This is a genomic window from Citrobacter sp. GW821-FHT02E08, assembly GCF_059421685.1.
Genome location: NZ_JBWKVL010000003.1, coordinates 355,000 through 370,879 on the forward strand (window position 1 = coordinate 355,000; position 15,880 = coordinate 370,879).

At 53.5% G+C, this 15,880-nt stretch carries 15 protein-coding genes; 10 read left to right on the top strand and 5 right to left on the bottom strand.

From position 1 onward, the window contains the following. Positions 1-357: 357 nt before the first annotated feature. From hslO to igaA, 4 genes are all read right to left on the bottom strand, one after another. Positions 358-1,236 (bottom strand): Hsp33 family molecular chaperone HslO, encoded by an 879-nt coding sequence (hslO, locus tag AC07UY_RS05980; protein ID WP_490469433.1) that lies wholly within the window; start codon positions 1,234-1,236, stop codon positions 358-360. 24 nt (positions 1,237-1,260) lie between these two features. Beyond that, positions 1,261-1,662 (bottom strand): ribosome-associated heat shock protein Hsp15, encoded by a 402-nt coding sequence (hslR, locus tag AC07UY_RS05985; RefSeq protein WP_276293637.1) that lies wholly within the window; start codon positions 1,660-1,662, stop codon positions 1,261-1,263. 10 nt (positions 1,663-1,672) lie between these two features. Then, positions 1,673-2,341, bottom strand: coding sequence for a GMP/IMP nucleotidase (gene yrfG / locus AC07UY_RS05990; protein WP_494659726.1), 669 nt, complete (start codon positions 2,339-2,341; stop codon positions 1,673-1,675). Between the two features lie 65 nt (positions 2,342-2,406). Next, positions 2,407-4,539 carry an intracellular growth attenuator protein IgaA gene (gene igaA / locus AC07UY_RS05995; protein WP_494659727.1) on the bottom strand — a complete coding sequence of 711 codons (2,133 nt, stop codon included), beginning with the start codon at positions 4,537-4,539 and terminating at the stop codon, positions 2,407-2,409. A gap of 322 nt (positions 4,540-4,861) precedes the next feature. Between igaA and nudE the strand changes: the two genes are divergently transcribed. Then, on the top strand, positions 4,862-5,422 hold the full coding sequence (gene nudE, locus AC07UY_RS06000) for an ADP compounds hydrolase NudE (protein WP_494659728.1): 561 nt from the start codon (positions 4,862-4,864) through the stop codon (positions 5,420-5,422). Between the two features lie 61 nt (positions 5,423-5,483). On the opposite strand, the gene mrcA is transcribed toward nudE, so the two are convergent. Continuing rightward, positions 5,484-8,036, bottom strand: coding sequence for a peptidoglycan glycosyltransferase/peptidoglycan DD-transpeptidase MrcA (mrcA, locus tag AC07UY_RS06005; RefSeq protein ID WP_494700817.1), 2,553 nt, complete (start codon positions 8,034-8,036; stop codon positions 5,484-5,486). Between the two features lie 120 nt (positions 8,037-8,156). Here mrcA and AC07UY_RS06010 point away from each other — a divergent pair, with 120 nt between their 5' ends. The 9 genes from AC07UY_RS06010 (at position 8,157) to dam (ending at position 15,871) form a co-directional block, all read left to right on the top strand. Continuing rightward, positions 8,157-8,936, top strand: a complete 780-nt coding sequence (locus AC07UY_RS06010; RefSeq protein WP_494700816.1) for a DNA utilization protein HofM — start codon at positions 8,157-8,159, stop codon at positions 8,934-8,936. Further along, positions 8,936-9,475, top strand: coding sequence for a PilN domain-containing protein (locus AC07UY_RS06015; protein ID WP_494659731.1), 540 nt, complete (start codon positions 8,936-8,938; stop codon positions 9,473-9,475). The genes AC07UY_RS06010 and AC07UY_RS06015 overlap by 1 nt, the downstream gene beginning before the upstream one ends. Next, positions 9,459-9,929 carry a HofO family protein gene (locus AC07UY_RS06020; protein ID WP_494700815.1) on the top strand — a complete coding sequence of 157 codons (471 nt, stop codon included), beginning with the start codon at positions 9,459-9,461 and terminating at the stop codon, positions 9,927-9,929. The genes AC07UY_RS06015 and AC07UY_RS06020 overlap by 17 nt, the downstream gene beginning before the upstream one ends. Further along, the gene (locus AC07UY_RS06025; protein ID WP_494659733.1) at positions 9,919-10,323 is read left to right on the top strand and encodes a HofP DNA utilization family protein; all 405 of its coding nucleotides are present in this window, start codon (positions 9,919-9,921) and stop codon (positions 10,321-10,323) included. The genes AC07UY_RS06020 and AC07UY_RS06025 overlap by 11 nt, the downstream gene beginning before the upstream one ends. Then, positions 10,235-11,473, top strand: a complete 1,239-nt coding sequence (hofQ, locus tag AC07UY_RS06030; protein WP_494659734.1) for a DNA uptake porin HofQ — start codon at positions 10,235-10,237, stop codon at positions 11,471-11,473. Before AC07UY_RS06025 ends, hofQ begins: the two co-directional genes overlap by 89 nt. A 405-nt stretch (positions 11,474-11,878) precedes the next feature. Further along, positions 11,879-12,400, top strand: coding sequence for a shikimate kinase AroK (aroK, locus tag AC07UY_RS06035; RefSeq protein ID WP_042322869.1), 522 nt, complete (start codon positions 11,879-11,881; stop codon positions 12,398-12,400). A 57-nt stretch (positions 12,401-12,457) separates the two neighbouring features. Further along, positions 12,458-13,546: a 3-dehydroquinate synthase gene (gene aroB / locus AC07UY_RS06040; RefSeq protein WP_494700814.1), complete on the top strand. Its 1,089-nt coding sequence runs from the start codon at positions 12,458-12,460 to the stop codon at positions 13,544-13,546. A 90-nt stretch (positions 13,547-13,636) separates the two neighbouring features. Next, positions 13,637-14,965, top strand: coding sequence for a cell division protein DamX (gene damX / locus AC07UY_RS06045; protein WP_494700813.1), 1,329 nt, complete (start codon positions 13,637-13,639; stop codon positions 14,963-14,965). 69 nt (positions 14,966-15,034) lie between these two features. Then, the gene (gene dam / locus AC07UY_RS06050; protein WP_494659736.1) at positions 15,035-15,871 is read left to right on the top strand and encodes an adenine-specific DNA-methyltransferase; all 837 of its coding nucleotides are present in this window, start codon (positions 15,035-15,037) and stop codon (positions 15,869-15,871) included. The last annotated feature ends 9 nt before the right edge of the window (positions 15,872-15,880 follow it).

A 15,880-nucleotide genomic window follows, 5' to 3' on the forward strand; every position in this document is an offset into this window, starting at 1 on the left:
TTTTTAGGGTTTATTTAACGCGACAAGGCTCATAGATTTACGCATCTGGAAAAAATCACGAGTGACTGAAAACGCTGCAACTCCTGTCACGAAGCGGCGATTATTATGGCAGGAAACACTTTTTTGTTGTGGAAAATGTTCTTAAAACGTTAAACAGAAGTGTATTTGGCGGGAATATTGTGACTGTAATCGCATTCATAGAAGAAAATTACGTAACAACAAAATTTAAATTATCGATTCACGTCGAAATAATAGGTGAGAGGCAGCGAGAAAAATGTGAGGAATGCCGGGCGATGTTACCGCACACCCGGCCTTTAAGAGACTCTGTCGCGTCGCCAACCGGCGTTTTACACGCGATTAATGGACTTGCGGATCGGCAGGAGAGGCGTTGTTGCGGATCTCAGTAATGTCCATCGCGTTGAACAGATAGTGGCTGCCGCAATAATCGCAGTGCATATCGATCTCGCCTTCTTCAGAAATGATGCTGTCGACCTCTTCATCCGGCAGTGTTCTCAGCGCGCCCGCACAACGTTCACGTGAACAGGTGCATTTGAACTCAACGTCCTGCGGATCGTAGAGCGTGACCTCTTCTTCGTGATACAGACGCCACAGTATTTCGGTTGCAGGCAGCGTCAATAACTCTTCAGTTTTGATGGTTTCCGTCAGCGTCGCCAGATGATCAAAATCAGTCGTTTGGGCATTCTGTGCTGGCATCACCTGCAACAGCATACCGCCCGCCGCCGGTTTACCTTCGATGTCGCCCGTGCGAATAAACAGGCGTGTGGGTAACTGCTCCGAGCGCTGGAAATAGTCTTCCAGGCATGCCGCCAGCGTGTCGCCTTCCAGACCAACCACGCCCTGGTAACGTTCGCCTTCTTCTGGCGTGATGGTGATGACCAGATAACCGTTGCCGACCAATGTTTTCAGATCAGCATTTTCAGGAATGTCGCCCTGAATGCGGGCGACGCCACGCATCTGTTGGTTGTTGTTTCCGTTGATCACCGCCAGGCTCATCGGACCGTCACCCTGCAGTTGCACGGTGATATCACCTGCAAATTTCAGCGTTGCGGTGAGCAGGCTGGTCGCAACCAGCAGTTCGGCCAGCACGGTTTTCACCGGCTGCGGATAACTATGATTCTCGAGGATCTGTTGCAGGGTTTCCGATACGGTCACCAGCTCGCCGCGTACGGCAAAGTTTTCAAACAGATAACGGTGTAATTGGTCATGTTGCGGCATAATCATCTCTCTTGCAGGTGACAGTTACTCACTGTCGCCGTGTTTAAATCGTAACAGGTCGCGGCGTTCTTTTTTATCCGGGCGCCTGTCCGGGTGCGGCATGGTCAACGCATTAAGCTTACGCGCCAGCGCGACTTTTTCGCGTTTTTCTACGCTTTCTGCCGTCTCTTCGTACAGCGCGACGGCTTCGCTTGCCGGGCGGCGTTGCTCGGTAATCGCTTTGATGATGACCGTGCGCGCGTCATTACCCTGGCGCAGCGTCAGGGTGGCATTCAGCTCGACAATTTTACTCGGCTTACTGCGCTGCCCGTTATAGTGCACCTTACCGCCTTCCACCATTTCACGAGCGATGGCGCGGGTTTTATAAAAACGGGCAGCCCACAGCCATTTATCCAGCCTGACCTCAACAGAGGGCTTCTCTTTCATGGCGACTCCTTCACATCAGCGAGGGGATCAATCGGCGGTAGTCATTCAGTGACGGATGGCGAGTATACTGCTTTTCCGCGATGCCGGAGTCGGGATTGGTCACACCGAGGCAGTAACGAATGCCAAATTGGGCGGCGGCGTCGAGAATCGGCTCGCTGTCATCGATAAACAACGTTTTCTCCGCGTTCATTCCCGTCTCTTCAGCCACAGCGTGCCATAACCGCTGATCCTCTTTGGGATAACCAAATGTGTGGGTGGAAAGTAATAAATCAAGGTGTGAGGCCAGACCGGTATGCTCAAGCTTCACCGCCAGGTTGTGTGGATGCGCATTGGTGAGCAAAATACGGCGTTTACCGCTTGCTTTTAACGCATCCAAAAACGGAACGGTATCATCGCGCAGAACGGCGCGCGGTCCCTGTTCCGTCGTCATGGCGCAGATATCCAGCCCCAGCCGTTCGCTCCAGTAATCCAGGCAGTACCAGTTTAACGTATGCTGTACGTCTTGATACTGCTGGCGAATAAATTGCTGGGCTTCTTGTGGAGAGATTCCGTGCTGTGCGCCGTAGGTTTCCGGCACCAGTTTTTGCCAGAAATAGTTATCGAACGCGAGATCAAGCAGCGTGCCGTCCATATCCAACAAAACGGTGTCCACGTCCTGCCAGGCGATATCAATGTGCATGGGTTCTCTCCTGAGTGAAGCAATTTGCGCGACAGGGTAGCATACCCTGCCGCACGGGCGTGTTATCAGATGAGGCTTTCAGGGGAAGCGATCAGTTTCGGGTTCAGGCAGCTTTCGTAGTATTGCTGAATTTCGGTCATGCGGGTGCGATTACGCTGATAGCGTCTGAATGCCTGTATGCCGTTGTATATCGCGCTGCCCAGCATACCCAGCATCAGCAGCGTCGTACCGAGGTAGCGCCACAGGCCTGAACGGTCTGGAATACGGTGCAGGCTGATGTGCTTCGTTCCGTTGGCGTCGGTATAAATACTGGTGACAATCCCTTCAGCGCTAAACGGCGTTTGCATGAGCATTTGGGCCAACCGCTGGAAGGCACCCCATTGCTCCTGAGCCGGGTGGTCATACAGTGAAACGGCGGGGTAAGTCTGGTCGACCAGATCGCTACCTTCGTCACTGATAATCAGGAATCCTCCCGGCGCGGGGCTGTTTAGCGACTGGGCAGCACGCGCGGTTTCACGCGAAATAAACGGCGCTGTCGAGGTGGTCACCAGATTATCCAGCGACTCTGCGCTGACAGGGCGCAGCAGAACATTGACTCCATTGAGCTTACCGGCGTTGGCGCGTTTAACCAGCGCATTCCAGTCTTTGCTATTGCCGAGGTTCACCAGGGCATTTTTAAGGCGTATGCACTCATCATCAGCAGAGCACAGGTCAGCCGTTTTCAGCACGATGTCACCGAAGTCATCCAATAATACCATGCCAGATTTTTGAATCGCCGAGCGTAACGAGGCGCTGACACGCGAATCATCTTCGGGTTTGGGGTGCAATTGCCGGCTGATGGCTTGATTTAGCGCTGTCGCTTTATTGACAAGTTCGGACTCTGGCAGCGGCAGAGCCTTGGCGTCATTCCAGATAATTTGCGAGCAATCAAAGGGCATGAACGGGGAACCCGGCTGCGCGGTCCAGCTTCCGGGCGTATGGATATTACACATGCCTTTACCGCTCAGATGCAGGGTATCACCAACGCGAACCCCGGCTTCTTCGAGTTTTTTCACACTGGTGGCTTCAATGGTTTGGGCGCCTTTCATCCATGACAGCGTGAATTTGATGGGCATATCCAGCGGGATCCAAAACAGCAGCATCAGCAGTACCAGCAGGGAACCTCCGGAGATGATCATACTGCGCAACCAGTGCTGTAGCGGGAAGTTTTTGACTTCGTCATGCAGGGATAAAAAGCGGCCCTGGCGTACAACGTGGCGATCCAGATAGATATCAATATCGGTTTGCTGACCGAGATCCTGCGCGATGTAAGGCTGCCAGTGAGCAGGGTAAATCAGGTCAATGATCCCCAGCGAGATGTTGTTGATTTGCTCCTGGTTATTTTCACCGAACAGCCCCCAGCGACGCGGGGTGCCTCTCAGGCAGTGGATTTCCCGTAACGCGGTTTTCGATGGCGGCGCAAGCAATCCCCAGAGCCCCGCGGCCGACAACAAAATAGCCCCACCGGCCATCCAGGGAACAAAGACATCTGGCGTTATCAGGCAGAAGAAAAACAACAGGAAAGAGGCGACAATCAGCAATGCCTCACGAAGACCTGCAGGACGGCTCAACGCATATTCTTCATGCGTTTCCTGACGAATGTTGAGCAATTCAATTTGTTCACTCTCTTCACCGCGGATCGATGCCTGAGTGGAGGCGGTGTGCTGCAATGCATAGCCACGCGTCTCTTGCATATACTCCTGCAGCGTGTGACCGTTCAGTGAGATAACCAAAGGCAGCTTGTCGGTATGGATCAGTTCAACGTTATTTTCGTCATTGATGTACTGTTCCCAGAAAGGCGGCAGATGAACCTCAACCGAGTCGAGATAGTATCGCCATTTGTTGGGATCGTCGGTGGTAATGCCGTAACGCGTAATCGAATGCGTCAAAACGATAACGTTGTTGCTCTCAGCATTGAGTGTGAGCGACACAGGCGCGGCGCTGGCGCCAGTGGGTCCTGGCACTTGTTGGATTTGGCTGAGATTGTCGAGATAGTTCTCAACGGCGCTGCGCTCTTCGGGCGTCAGCTTACGCGTGGCTGCCTCCGGGAAAGCATTGATCCAGGGCAGGCTTCGCCGCCTGGCGCGTGTCCTGAGTAGCCATCCTGCCAGTAGACAGCAGGCCAGCAAAGCAGCTACAAAAATCAAAATGGTGCTCATGCTTTCCCCATCTTACTAAGTCTGTCAGGCGTGGTCAGTCGCACCCTGTCCAATAAACGTGATTTTGTGGTTGGCTATCGGCAAGTGTGGAGTTGAACTTGAGCATTTTTAAGCGCATCCCATTGAATGCAAATCATAGCAAAACCACCAAATGCGGAATATCAGCAAATTCCTGGAGTTATTTCAACCTATTGACTTTTAATTTGAAATAAGAATTAATTTTAAGTGCGTTGCATAAATGTAAATAAATGGCAATTCACATTGCCGAAACCGTGCTGCATATCGCACAATGGCGTCAGATTTCACTGCAAAGACTCTCACGATGAGCAAATCATTACAAAAACCCACCATTTTGAAAGTAGAAACTGTCGCACAATCGCGCCTGTTCAACGTTGAAAGCGTGGACCTTGAGTTCAGCAATGGTGTGCGACGTGTCTATGAGCGTATGCGTCCGTCCACCCGCGAAGCGGTAATGATTGTACCTATCGTTGACGATCACCTGATTCTTATCCGTGAATATGCGGTGGGAACGGAGTCCTACGAACTGGGTTTTTCCAAAGGGCTGATCGATCCCGGAGAGAGTGTGTTTGAGGCAGCGAACCGCGAATTAAAAGAAGAGGTTGGCTTTGGTGCGCAGGATCTGACGTTTTTAAAGAAACTGAGCATGGCGCCTTCCTATTTTTCAAGCAAAATGAACATCGTGGTGGCTGAAGGCCTCTATCCGGAATCGCTGGAAGGCGACGAGCCCGAACCCCTGCCGCAGGTACGCTGGCCGCTGCTGTATTTGATGGACCTGCTGGAAGAGCCAGACTTTAATGAGGCGCGTAACGTGAGCGCTTTGTTTCTGGTACGCGAGTGGCTGAAAGGGCAGGGACGACTGTAGGTCATAACCCGGCAGCGCAACGCAGTAAAAACAAAAAAGGCGCCGAAGCGCCTTTTTTTGATCAGAACAGTTCCTGCGACTCACCATTGTCGATAATGGTTGTTCCCACCTCATGCACCGCGTGCTGTGTTGGCTGGGTGCCTTCGATGAAATACTCTTCGCGACTGTTACCGCCACTGGCCAGTTGACCGGTACTGCGATCGATATTGACCGTCACAATCCCTGGCGGCGGCGTCAGCGGTTGCTCAGGTACGCCTTCCAGAACGGACTTCATATACGCGTCCCATGCCGGTTGCGCACTCTTCGCTCCGCCTTCATAGCCGGAGACCTGATCTTTGATCGCCCCGGATGCCGTCGTGCGTCCCAGATCGCGGCGGTGATCGTCAAAACCAATCCACACCGACGTTACCACGCCAGGACCGTATCCGGAGAACCAGGCATCTTTCGAGCTGTTAGTGGTACCGGTTTTACCGCCGATGTCCCGACGCTGCAGGTCGCGGCCCGCTCGCCAACCAGTACCCATCCAGCCGGGTTCGCCGAAGATATTGGTGTTCAGCGCGCTTTTCATCAGGAACGCCAGCGGCGTGTTAATCACGTGCGGGGCATACTCCTGTGTACCGCTTTGGGCAACCAGCGCCTGGTTTGCCTGTTCAAGCTGTGGCATCGGCACAGTGGCGTTTTGCTGCTCCTGAGAAATGGCGACATCTTCGACGTTGCTGTTCTCCAGGACGTTCGATTTTTGCGTATCGCCATAAATGACCGGAATATCACACTCCGGGCAGGCAATTTTCGGCTTCGCTTCAAATATGACGCCGCCCTGGTCGGTTTCAATCTTACTGATGAACCAGGGATCGACCAGGAAGCCGCCGTTTGCCATAACGGCATAGCCCCGCGCTACCTGCATCGGCGTGAAGGATGCGGAACCCAGCGCCAGCGATTCGGTATGCACGATGTTTTGCGCCGGGAAGCCAAAGCGCTGCAGATATTCTGCTGCGTAATCGACGCCCATTGCGCGCATGGCACGCACCATAACCACGTTCTTCGACTGACCGAGACCCTGACGTAAACGGATCGGACCGGCGTACTGCGGCGGTGAGTTTTTGGGGCGCCAGTCAGAACCGGCACCGGCATCCCAGCGTGAAATGGGCACGTCGTTCAACATGCTCGCCAGGGTTAAACCTTTATCCATCGCGGCGGTATAGAGGAACGGCTTGATATTCGATCCCACCTGACGCAGCGCCTGGGTGGCACGGTTAAATTTGCTCTGATTGAAGTCAAAACCACCGACCAGCGCCATTACCGCACCATTTTGCGGATTAATGGAAACCAGCGCGGAGTTAACGTCCGGCACCTGCGCCAGCCACCAGGCATCGCCCACCTGACGAACCCAGACTTGCTGACCGGCTTGTACGGCATCAGTCACTTTACGCGGCGTGGGGCCCTGTTGTGTATCTGAGCGGTACGGACGCGCCCAGCGAATCCCGTCCATACGCAGTGATACCGACGTTCCATCCGCCAGTGTTGCCGTGGCTTCTTGCGGTGTGGCGCTGGTGATCGCGGCCGGGAGCAATGGCCCGTAGGTAGGCAGCGCTTTCAGCGTGTCGGTAATTTTTTTGCTGTCCCAGGCGGTTTCACCCACTTTCCACAAGACATTCGCCGGGCCGCGATAGCCGTGGCGCATGTCGTAGTCCAGAACGTTGTTGCGAACGGCTTGTTGAGCCGCCTGTTGGACTTTGCGGGTGATGGTGGTGTAAATGCGATAGCCATCTTCATAGGCATTTTCACCGTACCGGCTGTACATTTCCTGGCGCACCATTTCTGACAAATAGGGGGCAGAAAACGCGATTTCCGGCGCATGGTAATTCGCATCAATGGCTTCGTTACGCGCCTGATCGTACTGATTCTGGGTGATATACCCTTCGCTCAACATACGCGACAGAACCACGTTACGTCGCGCTGTGGCGCGATCCATGGAATAAAGCGGGTTAAACGTAGAAGGGGCTTTTGGCAGGCCGGCAATGACCGCCATTTCACTCAGACTAAGCTGGTCAACGGTTTTACCAAAATAGACCTGTGCTGCGGCACCTACGCCGTAGGCACGGTAACCGAGGTAGATTTTGTTCAGATAGAGTTCGAGGATTTCGTCTTTACTCAGAAGTTGCTCAATGCGGATGGCAAGGAACACTTCCTTGATTTTACGCATTAGCGTCCGTTCCGGACTGAGGAAGAAGTTTCTCGCCAACTGCTGAGTAATGGTGCTCGCCCCCTGCGACGCATGGCCAGAGAACAGCGCGACGCTTGCTGCACGGAAGATCCCGACAGGGTCCACACCGTGGTGCTCGTAAAAGCGGCTGTCTTCCGTAGCGATGAAGGCTTTCACCATGACGGGCGGCATTTGGTTGAGCGTGACCGGAATTCGACGTTTCTCGCCATACTGCGCGATCAGTTCACCCTCCGCGCTATAAACCTGCATCGGAATCTGCAAACGCACGTCTTTTAACGTCGCGACGTCAGGTAGTTGCGGCTCAATATAGCGATAGAGACCATAAATCGAGCCTGCTCCCAGCAGGATGCAACATACTGCAAGGATCAATAAATACTTTACGAACTTCACTGGAGATTTCCCATTTAGTGTCATTTGGGCAGTTTATAAACAAACGCGCGGTAGTATAAAGGCAAGCCAGACGCATTGATATACCCGTTAGAGTGACGGGTGATAAGGAGATCATCAGCTATGGCTTTCCGGTTCTGGCAAATAGGCCTTCATATTCAACCGTATGAGGTACTGGCGGTTGCCGTTGTTCGCGGCGCATCGGGCTGGCTTTTACAGCGCTGGTGGCGTATGCCGCTCGACCAGCTAGTCCTCAAAGAGGGTTACATTTGCAATCCTGAACAGCTTGCTGCGGTACTTCAACCGTGGAGCCGGGAGCTTCCTCATCAGCACGCCATCCACCTTTCATTTCCCTCCAGCAGAACACTGCAAAGACGCTTTCCGCGCCCTGCGATGGCGCTGCGGGAACGCGAACAGACAGCATGGTTAACCGGTTCGATGGCGCGTGATCTGGACATGGATCCCGACTCCCTACGTTTTGACTATAGCGAGGATACGTTAAGTTCGTCGTTCAATGTGACTGCCGCGCAAAGCAAGGAGGTCTCGACGTTGCTGACACTCATGCAAACGCTAAAGGTGCGGGTGACGGCTGTCACGCCGGATGCCTGTGCATTACAACGATTTATTCCGTATTTAGCCTCGGGCCAGCAGTGTCTGGTGTGGCGCGATGACGTGCAGTGGTTGTGGGCGACACGTTATGCCTGGGGGCGTAAAACCGCCGAAGAAATTAGCCGTCTTGATGATCTCGCTGCGGCCTTGTCCATGCCTCCCGACACGCTGGTGATGTGCGGCGAAGATGGCTTTGATCCCTGGGAAGCCGTTTCCGTGCGCCAGCCCCCTATTCCGCCGCAAGGGCATGCTTTTGCGATCGCCCTCGGTCTTGCGATGGGGGAGATACGTTGATGAGCCCACCAATCAATTTTATGCCCTGGCGTTGTTCACGACGGATGGCGTGCCTGCGATGTTGGGCTGTTATGTTTGGCGGTTCACTGTTCTTATTCATCGTTATTGCGCTGAGTGTTTGCAGTGTTACGGGGCAGGAAGCCCGAACCAACACGGTTCTGCTGGAGGCTGAACAAACAAGGGCCGCCGCGCTGATGGCGAGAAAACGGGGGCTGGAACAACAGCACCAGCAGCGCCAGCAAGCGTTGCAGAGACAAATGCTGCGTGCCCAGATGCGTCGCTGGCAGTCGGTGCTGGACGTGATTTCGCACCAGATGCCTGATCAGGCATGGTTCACCAGGATGGCCTACCAACAGGAGACGCTTGAACTGGAAGGAAATGCGCTGAGCTTTACCGCGTTACGTTCGCTGGAAGCGATGTTGCGTCATTTGCCGATGTTCGAGCTAAGCAACACCGGCGCAACCCGGCAGGACGCAGAGGGGCGCTGGCAGTTTCACTATCAGTTAAAAAAGAGCGTGATGCATGAACGCCCTCTTTGATATCTGGTGCGCGTTAACGCCCCGAACCCGAATTCTCTGCTGGAGTGCCGGAAACGTCTGTCTGGGGATCCTGCTCCTTATTTGTCTGTTTTATCTGGGCGGGCCAGCGCTTCGCGTACAGCGAGAAGCATTGGTTGTGCAGCGGGCAACCGTGCAGCAGCAGTGGCGTGCGCAGTACCGGCTGATGGTATCGGCCGGTGAAGCCCACATTGCTCCAGATGAAAAGCGTCTTCCCTTTTCTCCGCTGGAATTTCAGACGTCACATCGACGTCTTGTTCACTGGTTGCCTTCTGCCGAAGGCGGTGAGATGGCGTTGGCCTCGGTCTGGGAGGCAGTTCCTGACGTCTTTGTTCGACTGGCGGCATGTGGGATGAACGTACGTCGGTTTTCACTGAGCGTGGAAATGTCGGCGTTACTCCTGACGCTGGAACTGGAGCGTCTGAATGAGGGGTAAACGCTGGCTGTTGGTTTGTTTTTCTCTGTTGACGCTGACCGGTATGCGCGATCCTTTCAAACCACCAGAAGATCGCTGCAAGACAGGCGAGCTCTTGCAATGGCGCTTTCAGGGGGCGGTAAGTCGGGGCGAAAAGCTGATCGGCATCGTCAAAGATAGTCAGCAGAAATGGCGTCGGGTGGAACCTCTCGAGCCACTGGATAACGGGTGGAGAGTCGCCCAACTGACCACGCAAACGTTAACGCTCGAGCTCGGTGAAAACTGTGAGCCATTACAGTGGCAGTGGCAACGACAAGGAGAAAAGGATGAAGCTATGGATAGCCGCGACGCTGATGATTATCATGCAGACAGCGCAGGCGGGAAAAGCGCAAAACGTCACGCTAATGGTGGATGACGTTCCGGTGGCTCAGGTATTGCAGGCGCTTGCTGAACAGGAGCGGAAAAATATGGTGATCTCACCGGATGTGAGTGGCTCGGTGTCACTCCATCTGACGGATGTACCGTGGATGCTAGCTCTGCAAACCGTTGCGAAAAGCGCCGGACTGGTATTACGCCAGGAAGGGGCGATTTTGCATGTTCAGACGGCGGCCTGGCAGCAAGAAATGATGACGCGTCAGGAGGCTGAACGGGCGCAGCAGCAGGCAACAATGCCACTGGAAAACCGCAATATTTCTTTGCAATACGCCGATGCGGCAGAGTTGGCGAAAGTCGGTGAAAAACTGCTGAGTGCAAAAGGCAGCATCACGGTGGATAAGCGTACCAACAGGCTATTGCTTCGCGATAACACTGTTGCGTTGGCCACGTTAGAGAAATGGGTGGAACAGATGGACTTGCCCGTCGCGCAGGTTGAACTGGCTGCGCATATTGTCACCATTAACGAAAAAAGTTTACGTGAGCTGGGCGTTAAATGGACGCTTGCGGATGCCCAGCAGGCAGGAGGCGTGGGAGATGTGACCACGATGACCACCGATCTCTCCGTTGCCACGGCGACGACGCGCGTGGGATTTAACATCGGACGCATTAACGGGCGACTGTTGGATCTTGAGCTTTCGGCGCTGGAGCAAAAACAGCAACTCGATATTATCGCCAGCCCACGTCTGCTCGCTTCGCATTTACAACCGGCCAGTATCAAGCAGGGGAGTGAGATCCCCTATCAGGTTTCCAGCGGTGAAAGCGGCGCGACCTCTGTGGAATTTAAAGAAGCGGTGTTGGGGATGGAGGTAACGCCGACGGTGTTACAGAAAGGGCGCATTCGTTTGAAGTTACGGATTAGTCAGAATATGCCCGGCCAGGTGTTGCAACAGGCGGATGGCGAAGTGTTGGCTATCGATAAGCAGGAGATCGAAACCCAGGTCGAGGTGAAAAACGGTGAAACGTTGGCGCTGGGCGGTATTTTTTCTCAAAAGAAAAAATCAGGCAAGGATAGTGTCCCGCTGCTAGGGGATATTCCCTGGCTCGGCCATTTTTTTAGCCACGATGGTAAAGAAGATGAGCGACGTGAACTGGTGGTGTTCATCACGCCCAGGCTGGTATCGACAGAGTGATTTATGCATAAAATACCGTTGTTTTTACGCTGAACACGTTTCAGGGATTTGACGTGGGGGTGTATTTAGCATACAAGGAGTACCGATTTGAGAGTCAGTACTTTTCGTTGCTTACGCACCCGTGATTACTCTTCGCCTTTCAAGCGGCAAAATAGTTGGCTGGTTTCGTGTTATCTGACTTCGCGATGCGTCGCTGGGTCTGGTGTTTATGAGACTGCTGGTTTGTCGCGACCGGAAATGCACGGGGTTTGGTAATTTATTCAGTTGCCAAACCTGCTTGAGTATTGAGATAATTTTCAACCTGACTCTCGCAATATCTTATGAGGTTTCAGTTCATGTCCTGCTGCGCTGGGTATCTGCGAAGCGGGTTTATCATTAACGAATAGTCTTAGTAGTACCGAAAAAATGGCAGAGAAACGCAATATCTTTCTGGTTGGGCCTATGGGTGCCGGAAAAAGCACTATTGGGCGCCAGTTAGCTCAACAACTCAATATGGAATTTTACGATTCTGATCAAGAGATTGAGAAACGAACCGGAGCTGATGTGGGCTGGGTCTTCGATGTAGAAGGTGAAGACGGCTTCCGCGATCGTGAAGAGAAAGTCATCAACGAGTTGACGGAAAAGCAGGGTATTGTGCTGGCAACCGGCGGTGGCTCTGTAAAATCACGTGAAACCCGTAATCGTCTCTCCGCGCGTGGCGTCGTGGTCTATCTTGAAACGACGATCGAAAAACAACTTGCGCGTACGCAGCGCGATAAAAAACGTCCGCTGTTGCAGGTCGAAGCTCCGCCTCGTGAAGTTCTGGAAGCGTTGGCCGACGAACGCAATCCTCTGTATGAAGAGATTGCAGACGTGACCATTCGTACCGACGATCAGAGCGCCAAAGTCGTAGCAAACCAGATTATTCACATGCTGGAAAGCAACTGATTCTGGCTTAATACACACTTGCCTGCGGGTACAAGCCATTAAGGTGGATATCGCGTCATGGAGAGGATTACAGTCACTCTCGGGGAACGTAGTTACCCTATCACCATCGCGGCTGGTTTGTTTAACGAACCAGCTTCATTCTTACCGCTGAAATCGGGCGAGCAGGTTATGTTGGTGACCAACGAAACCCTGGCTCCTCTTTATCTTGATAAGATTCGCGACGTACTTGAACAGGCGGGTGTTAACGTTGATAGCGTTATTCTTCCCGATGGCGAGCAGTATAAAAGCCAGACGGTGCTTGATACGGTCTTTACGGCCCTGCTGCAAAAACCGCACGGTCGCGATACCACGCTTGTAGCCCTCGGTGGCGGCGTGATTGGCGATCTGACCGGTTTTGCGGCGGCGAGCTATCAGCGCGGCGTTCGTTTTATCCAGGTTCCAACAACCCTGTTGTCTCAGGTTGACTCCTCCGTTGGCGGGAAAACCGCTGTAAACCATCCCCTAGGTAAAAACATGATTGGCGCGTTCTACCAGCCTGCTTCCGTGGTGGTGGATCTCGACTGTCTGAAAACGCTTCCTGCGCGTGAGCTGGCTTCGGGTCTGGCGGAAGTGATCAAATACGGCATCATTCTGGATGGGGCGTTCTTTACCTGGCTGGAGGATAATCTGGATGCGCTGTTGCGTCTGGATGGCGCAGCGATGGCGTACTGTATTCGCCGTTGTTGTGAGCTGAAAGCAGAAGTTGTTGCCGCAGACGAGCGAGAAATGGGCTTACGTGCTTTACTGAATCTGGGGCACACGTTTGGCCATGCTATCGAAGCCGAAATGGGTTATGGCAATTGGTTACACGGTGAAGCAGTCGCTGCAGGTATGGTGATGGCTGCTCGCACGTCAGAACGTCTGGGTCAGTTTAATGCAACTGACACACAGCGTATTATTACGCTGCTTGCGCGTGCTGGCTTACCTGTTAACGGACCCCGCGAGATGTCCGCGCAGGCTTATTTGCCGCACATGCTGCGTGATAAAAAAGTGTTGGCGGGTGAAATGCGTTTAATTCTCCCGCTGGCAATAGGGAAGAGTGAAGTTCGCGGCGGAGTGTCGCACGAGGTGGTTCTTAGCGCGATTGCTGATTGTCAGCAGGCGTAACAACAAGAAAGGTCAGACCGCAATTATTGGGTCTTTTAGCTTCAGGTTAACTGCAACGTTGTAAGCATTAACCTTTGAGTGGGGTGTTAAATGGATGAATTCAAACCAGAAGACGAGCTGAAACCCGATCCCAGCGATCGTCGTACTGGTCGTTCTCGTCAATCTTCTGAACGTGGTGAGCCGCAGATCAACTTTGATGATGTTGATCTGGATGCGGACGATCATCGCCCGACACGTGCGCGTAAAGACCGCAATGAGGAGCAAGATGTCGAGCCTGAAGAAGATTACGAATCCGATGATGATGCGGTGGATGATGACGAAGAACGTGTAGAGCGTCGTCCGCGCAAGCGCAAAAAAGCGGTCAGTAAACCGGCTTCCCGTCAGTACATGATGATGGGTGTTGGTGTTCTTGTCCTGCTGCTGCTGATTATCGGAATCGGCTCCGCGCTGAAGGCACCTTCAACCTCCTCTTCAAGCGAGCAAACTGCTTCTGGCGAGAAGAGTATCGATCTTTCTGGCAATACCGCCGATCAAGCGAATGCAACCCAGCCTGCGCCGGGGGCAACATCTGCTGAGCAAACCGCCGGTACTGCACCGCAGCAAGAAGTTTCCTTGCCGCCAATTTCGTCCACGCCGACCGAAGGACAAACGCCTGCAGCGACTGAAGGCCAGCAGCGTGTTGAAGTTCAGGGCGACCTGAACAATGCGCTCTCGCAGCCGCAAAACCAGAGCCAGGTTAACAATGTGGTGGTTAACTCCACACTGCCGACTGAACCGGCCACGGTTGCGCCAATCCGTAACGGCAATGCGTCGCGTCAGGAGACAAAGGAACCTGCGGCTCCTGCCACAACCACTCGTCCGGAACGCAAACAGGCCGTGATTGAGCCGAAGAAACCGCAGACGACAGCTAAAGCGACGGTAACTGAACCGAAACCTGTCGCTCAGGCAAAACGTACGGAACCAACGGCTCCGGCGACAACCGCGAAAGCCCCTGCAGCAACATCTGCACCGACAACAACGGTAGCCCCGAAAGCAACCGCCAGCACGACGTCTGCGCCTGCTCAAACGACACAGCCTGCGCAAACTGCGCCGACGGCTGCAGCGACACCAAGCGCGGCCGGTGGGAAAAGTGCAGGCAACGTTGGGTCGTTAAAATCTGCACCGGGCAGCCATTACACCCTGCAGCTCAGCAGTTCTTCTAACTACGACAACCTGAACAGTTGGGCGAAGAAAGAGAACCTGAAAAACTTTGTTGTGTATCAGACGACGCGTAACGGCCAACCGTGGTATGTTCTGGTCACGGGTGTGTATGCCTCGAAAGACGATGCGAAACGTGCGGTGTCTACGCTGCCAGCCGATGTGCAGGCGAAAAACCCGTGGGCAAAACCGTTGCATCAGGTTCAGGCCGATCTGAAGTAATGTTATTAAAGCGCAGGATGCTGTCGGAGCTTTCTCCACAGCCGGAGAAGGTGTAATTAGTTAGTCAGCATGAAAAAAAATCGCGCTTTTTTGAAGTGGGCAGGGGGAAAATACCCCCTGCTTGAAGATATAAAACGGCATTTGCCACCGGGTGAGTGTCTGGTTGAACCCTTCGTGGGTGCCGGGTCGGTGTTTCTCAACACCGACTTTTCTCGTTATATCCTCGCCGATATCAACAGCGACCTCATCAGTCTCTATAACATCGTGAAGTCACGTACCGATGCGTATGTGCAGGCTTCCCGTGAGCTGTTTACCCCTGAGACAAATCAGGCTGAGGTTTACTATCAGTTCCGCGAGGAATTCAACGCGTGTCAGGATCCGTTCCGCCGTGCGGTACTGTTTTTGTATCTGAACCGTTTTGGCTACAACGGACTGTGCCGCTATAACCTGCGCGGGGAATTTAACGTGCCGTTTGGCCGTTACAAAAAGCCCTACTTCCCGGAAGCGGAGTTGTATCACTTTGCCGAAAAAGCGCAGAATGCAGAGTTCCACTGCCTCTCATATGAAGAGTGTATGGATCGTGCGGATGCAGACTCTGTGGTCTATTGTGACCCGCCTTATGCGCCGCTTTCTGCGACGGCGAATTTTACCGCTTATCATACCAACAGCTTCAGCCCCAGAGAGCAGGCGCATCTGGCAGAGATGGCAGAAAAGCTGGTCAGTAAGCGGATCCCAGTGTTAATTTCGAACCATGACACGCCCGATACCCGTGAGTGGTACAAAGCGGCGAAACATTTTCAGGTTAAAGTGCGGCGCAGTATAAGCAGCAACGGCGGCACACGAAAAAAGGTGGACGAACTGCTGGCTCTGTACCAACCAGGAGTCGTTTCGCCCGCGAAAAAATAATTCTCAAGG

Bases quoted from the DNA above. Each gene is read 5' to 3' on its own strand.
- hslO (WP_490469433.1), bottom strand. From the start codon at position 1,236: ATGCCGCAACATGACCAATTACACCGTTATCTGTTTGAAAACTTTGCC.
- hslR (WP_276293637.1), bottom strand. From the start codon at position 1,662: ATGAAAGAGAAGCCCTCTGTTGAGGTCAGGCTGGATAAATGGCTGTGG.
- yrfG (WP_494659726.1), bottom strand. From the start codon at position 2,341: ATGCACATTGATATCGCCTGGCAGGACGTGGACACCGTTTTGTTGGAT.
- igaA (WP_494659727.1), bottom strand. From the start codon at position 4,539: ATGAGCACCATTTTGATTTTTGTAGCTGCTTTGCTGGCCTGCTGTCTA.
- nudE (WP_494659728.1), top strand. From the start codon at position 4,862: ATGAGCAAATCATTACAAAAACCCACCATTTTGAAAGTAGAAACTGTC.
- AC07UY_RS06010 (WP_494700816.1), top strand. From the start codon at position 8,157: ATGGCTTTCCGGTTCTGGCAAATAGGCCTTCATATTCAACCGTATGAG.
- AC07UY_RS06015 (WP_494659731.1), top strand. From the start codon at position 8,936: ATGAGCCCACCAATCAATTTTATGCCCTGGCGTTGTTCACGACGGATG.
- AC07UY_RS06020 (WP_494700815.1), top strand. From the start codon at position 9,459: ATGAACGCCCTCTTTGATATCTGGTGCGCGTTAACGCCCCGAACCCGA.
- AC07UY_RS06025 (WP_494659733.1), top strand. From the start codon at position 9,919: ATGAGGGGTAAACGCTGGCTGTTGGTTTGTTTTTCTCTGTTGACGCTG.
- hofQ (WP_494659734.1), top strand. From the start codon at position 10,235: ATGAAGCTATGGATAGCCGCGACGCTGATGATTATCATGCAGACAGCG.
- aroK (WP_042322869.1), top strand. From the start codon at position 11,879: ATGGCAGAGAAACGCAATATCTTTCTGGTTGGGCCTATGGGTGCCGGA.
- aroB (WP_494700814.1), top strand. From the start codon at position 12,458: ATGGAGAGGATTACAGTCACTCTCGGGGAACGTAGTTACCCTATCACC.
- damX (WP_494700813.1), top strand. From the start codon at position 13,637: ATGGATGAATTCAAACCAGAAGACGAGCTGAAACCCGATCCCAGCGAT.
- dam (WP_494659736.1), top strand. From the start codon at position 15,035: ATGAAAAAAAATCGCGCTTTTTTGAAGTGGGCAGGGGGAAAATACCCC.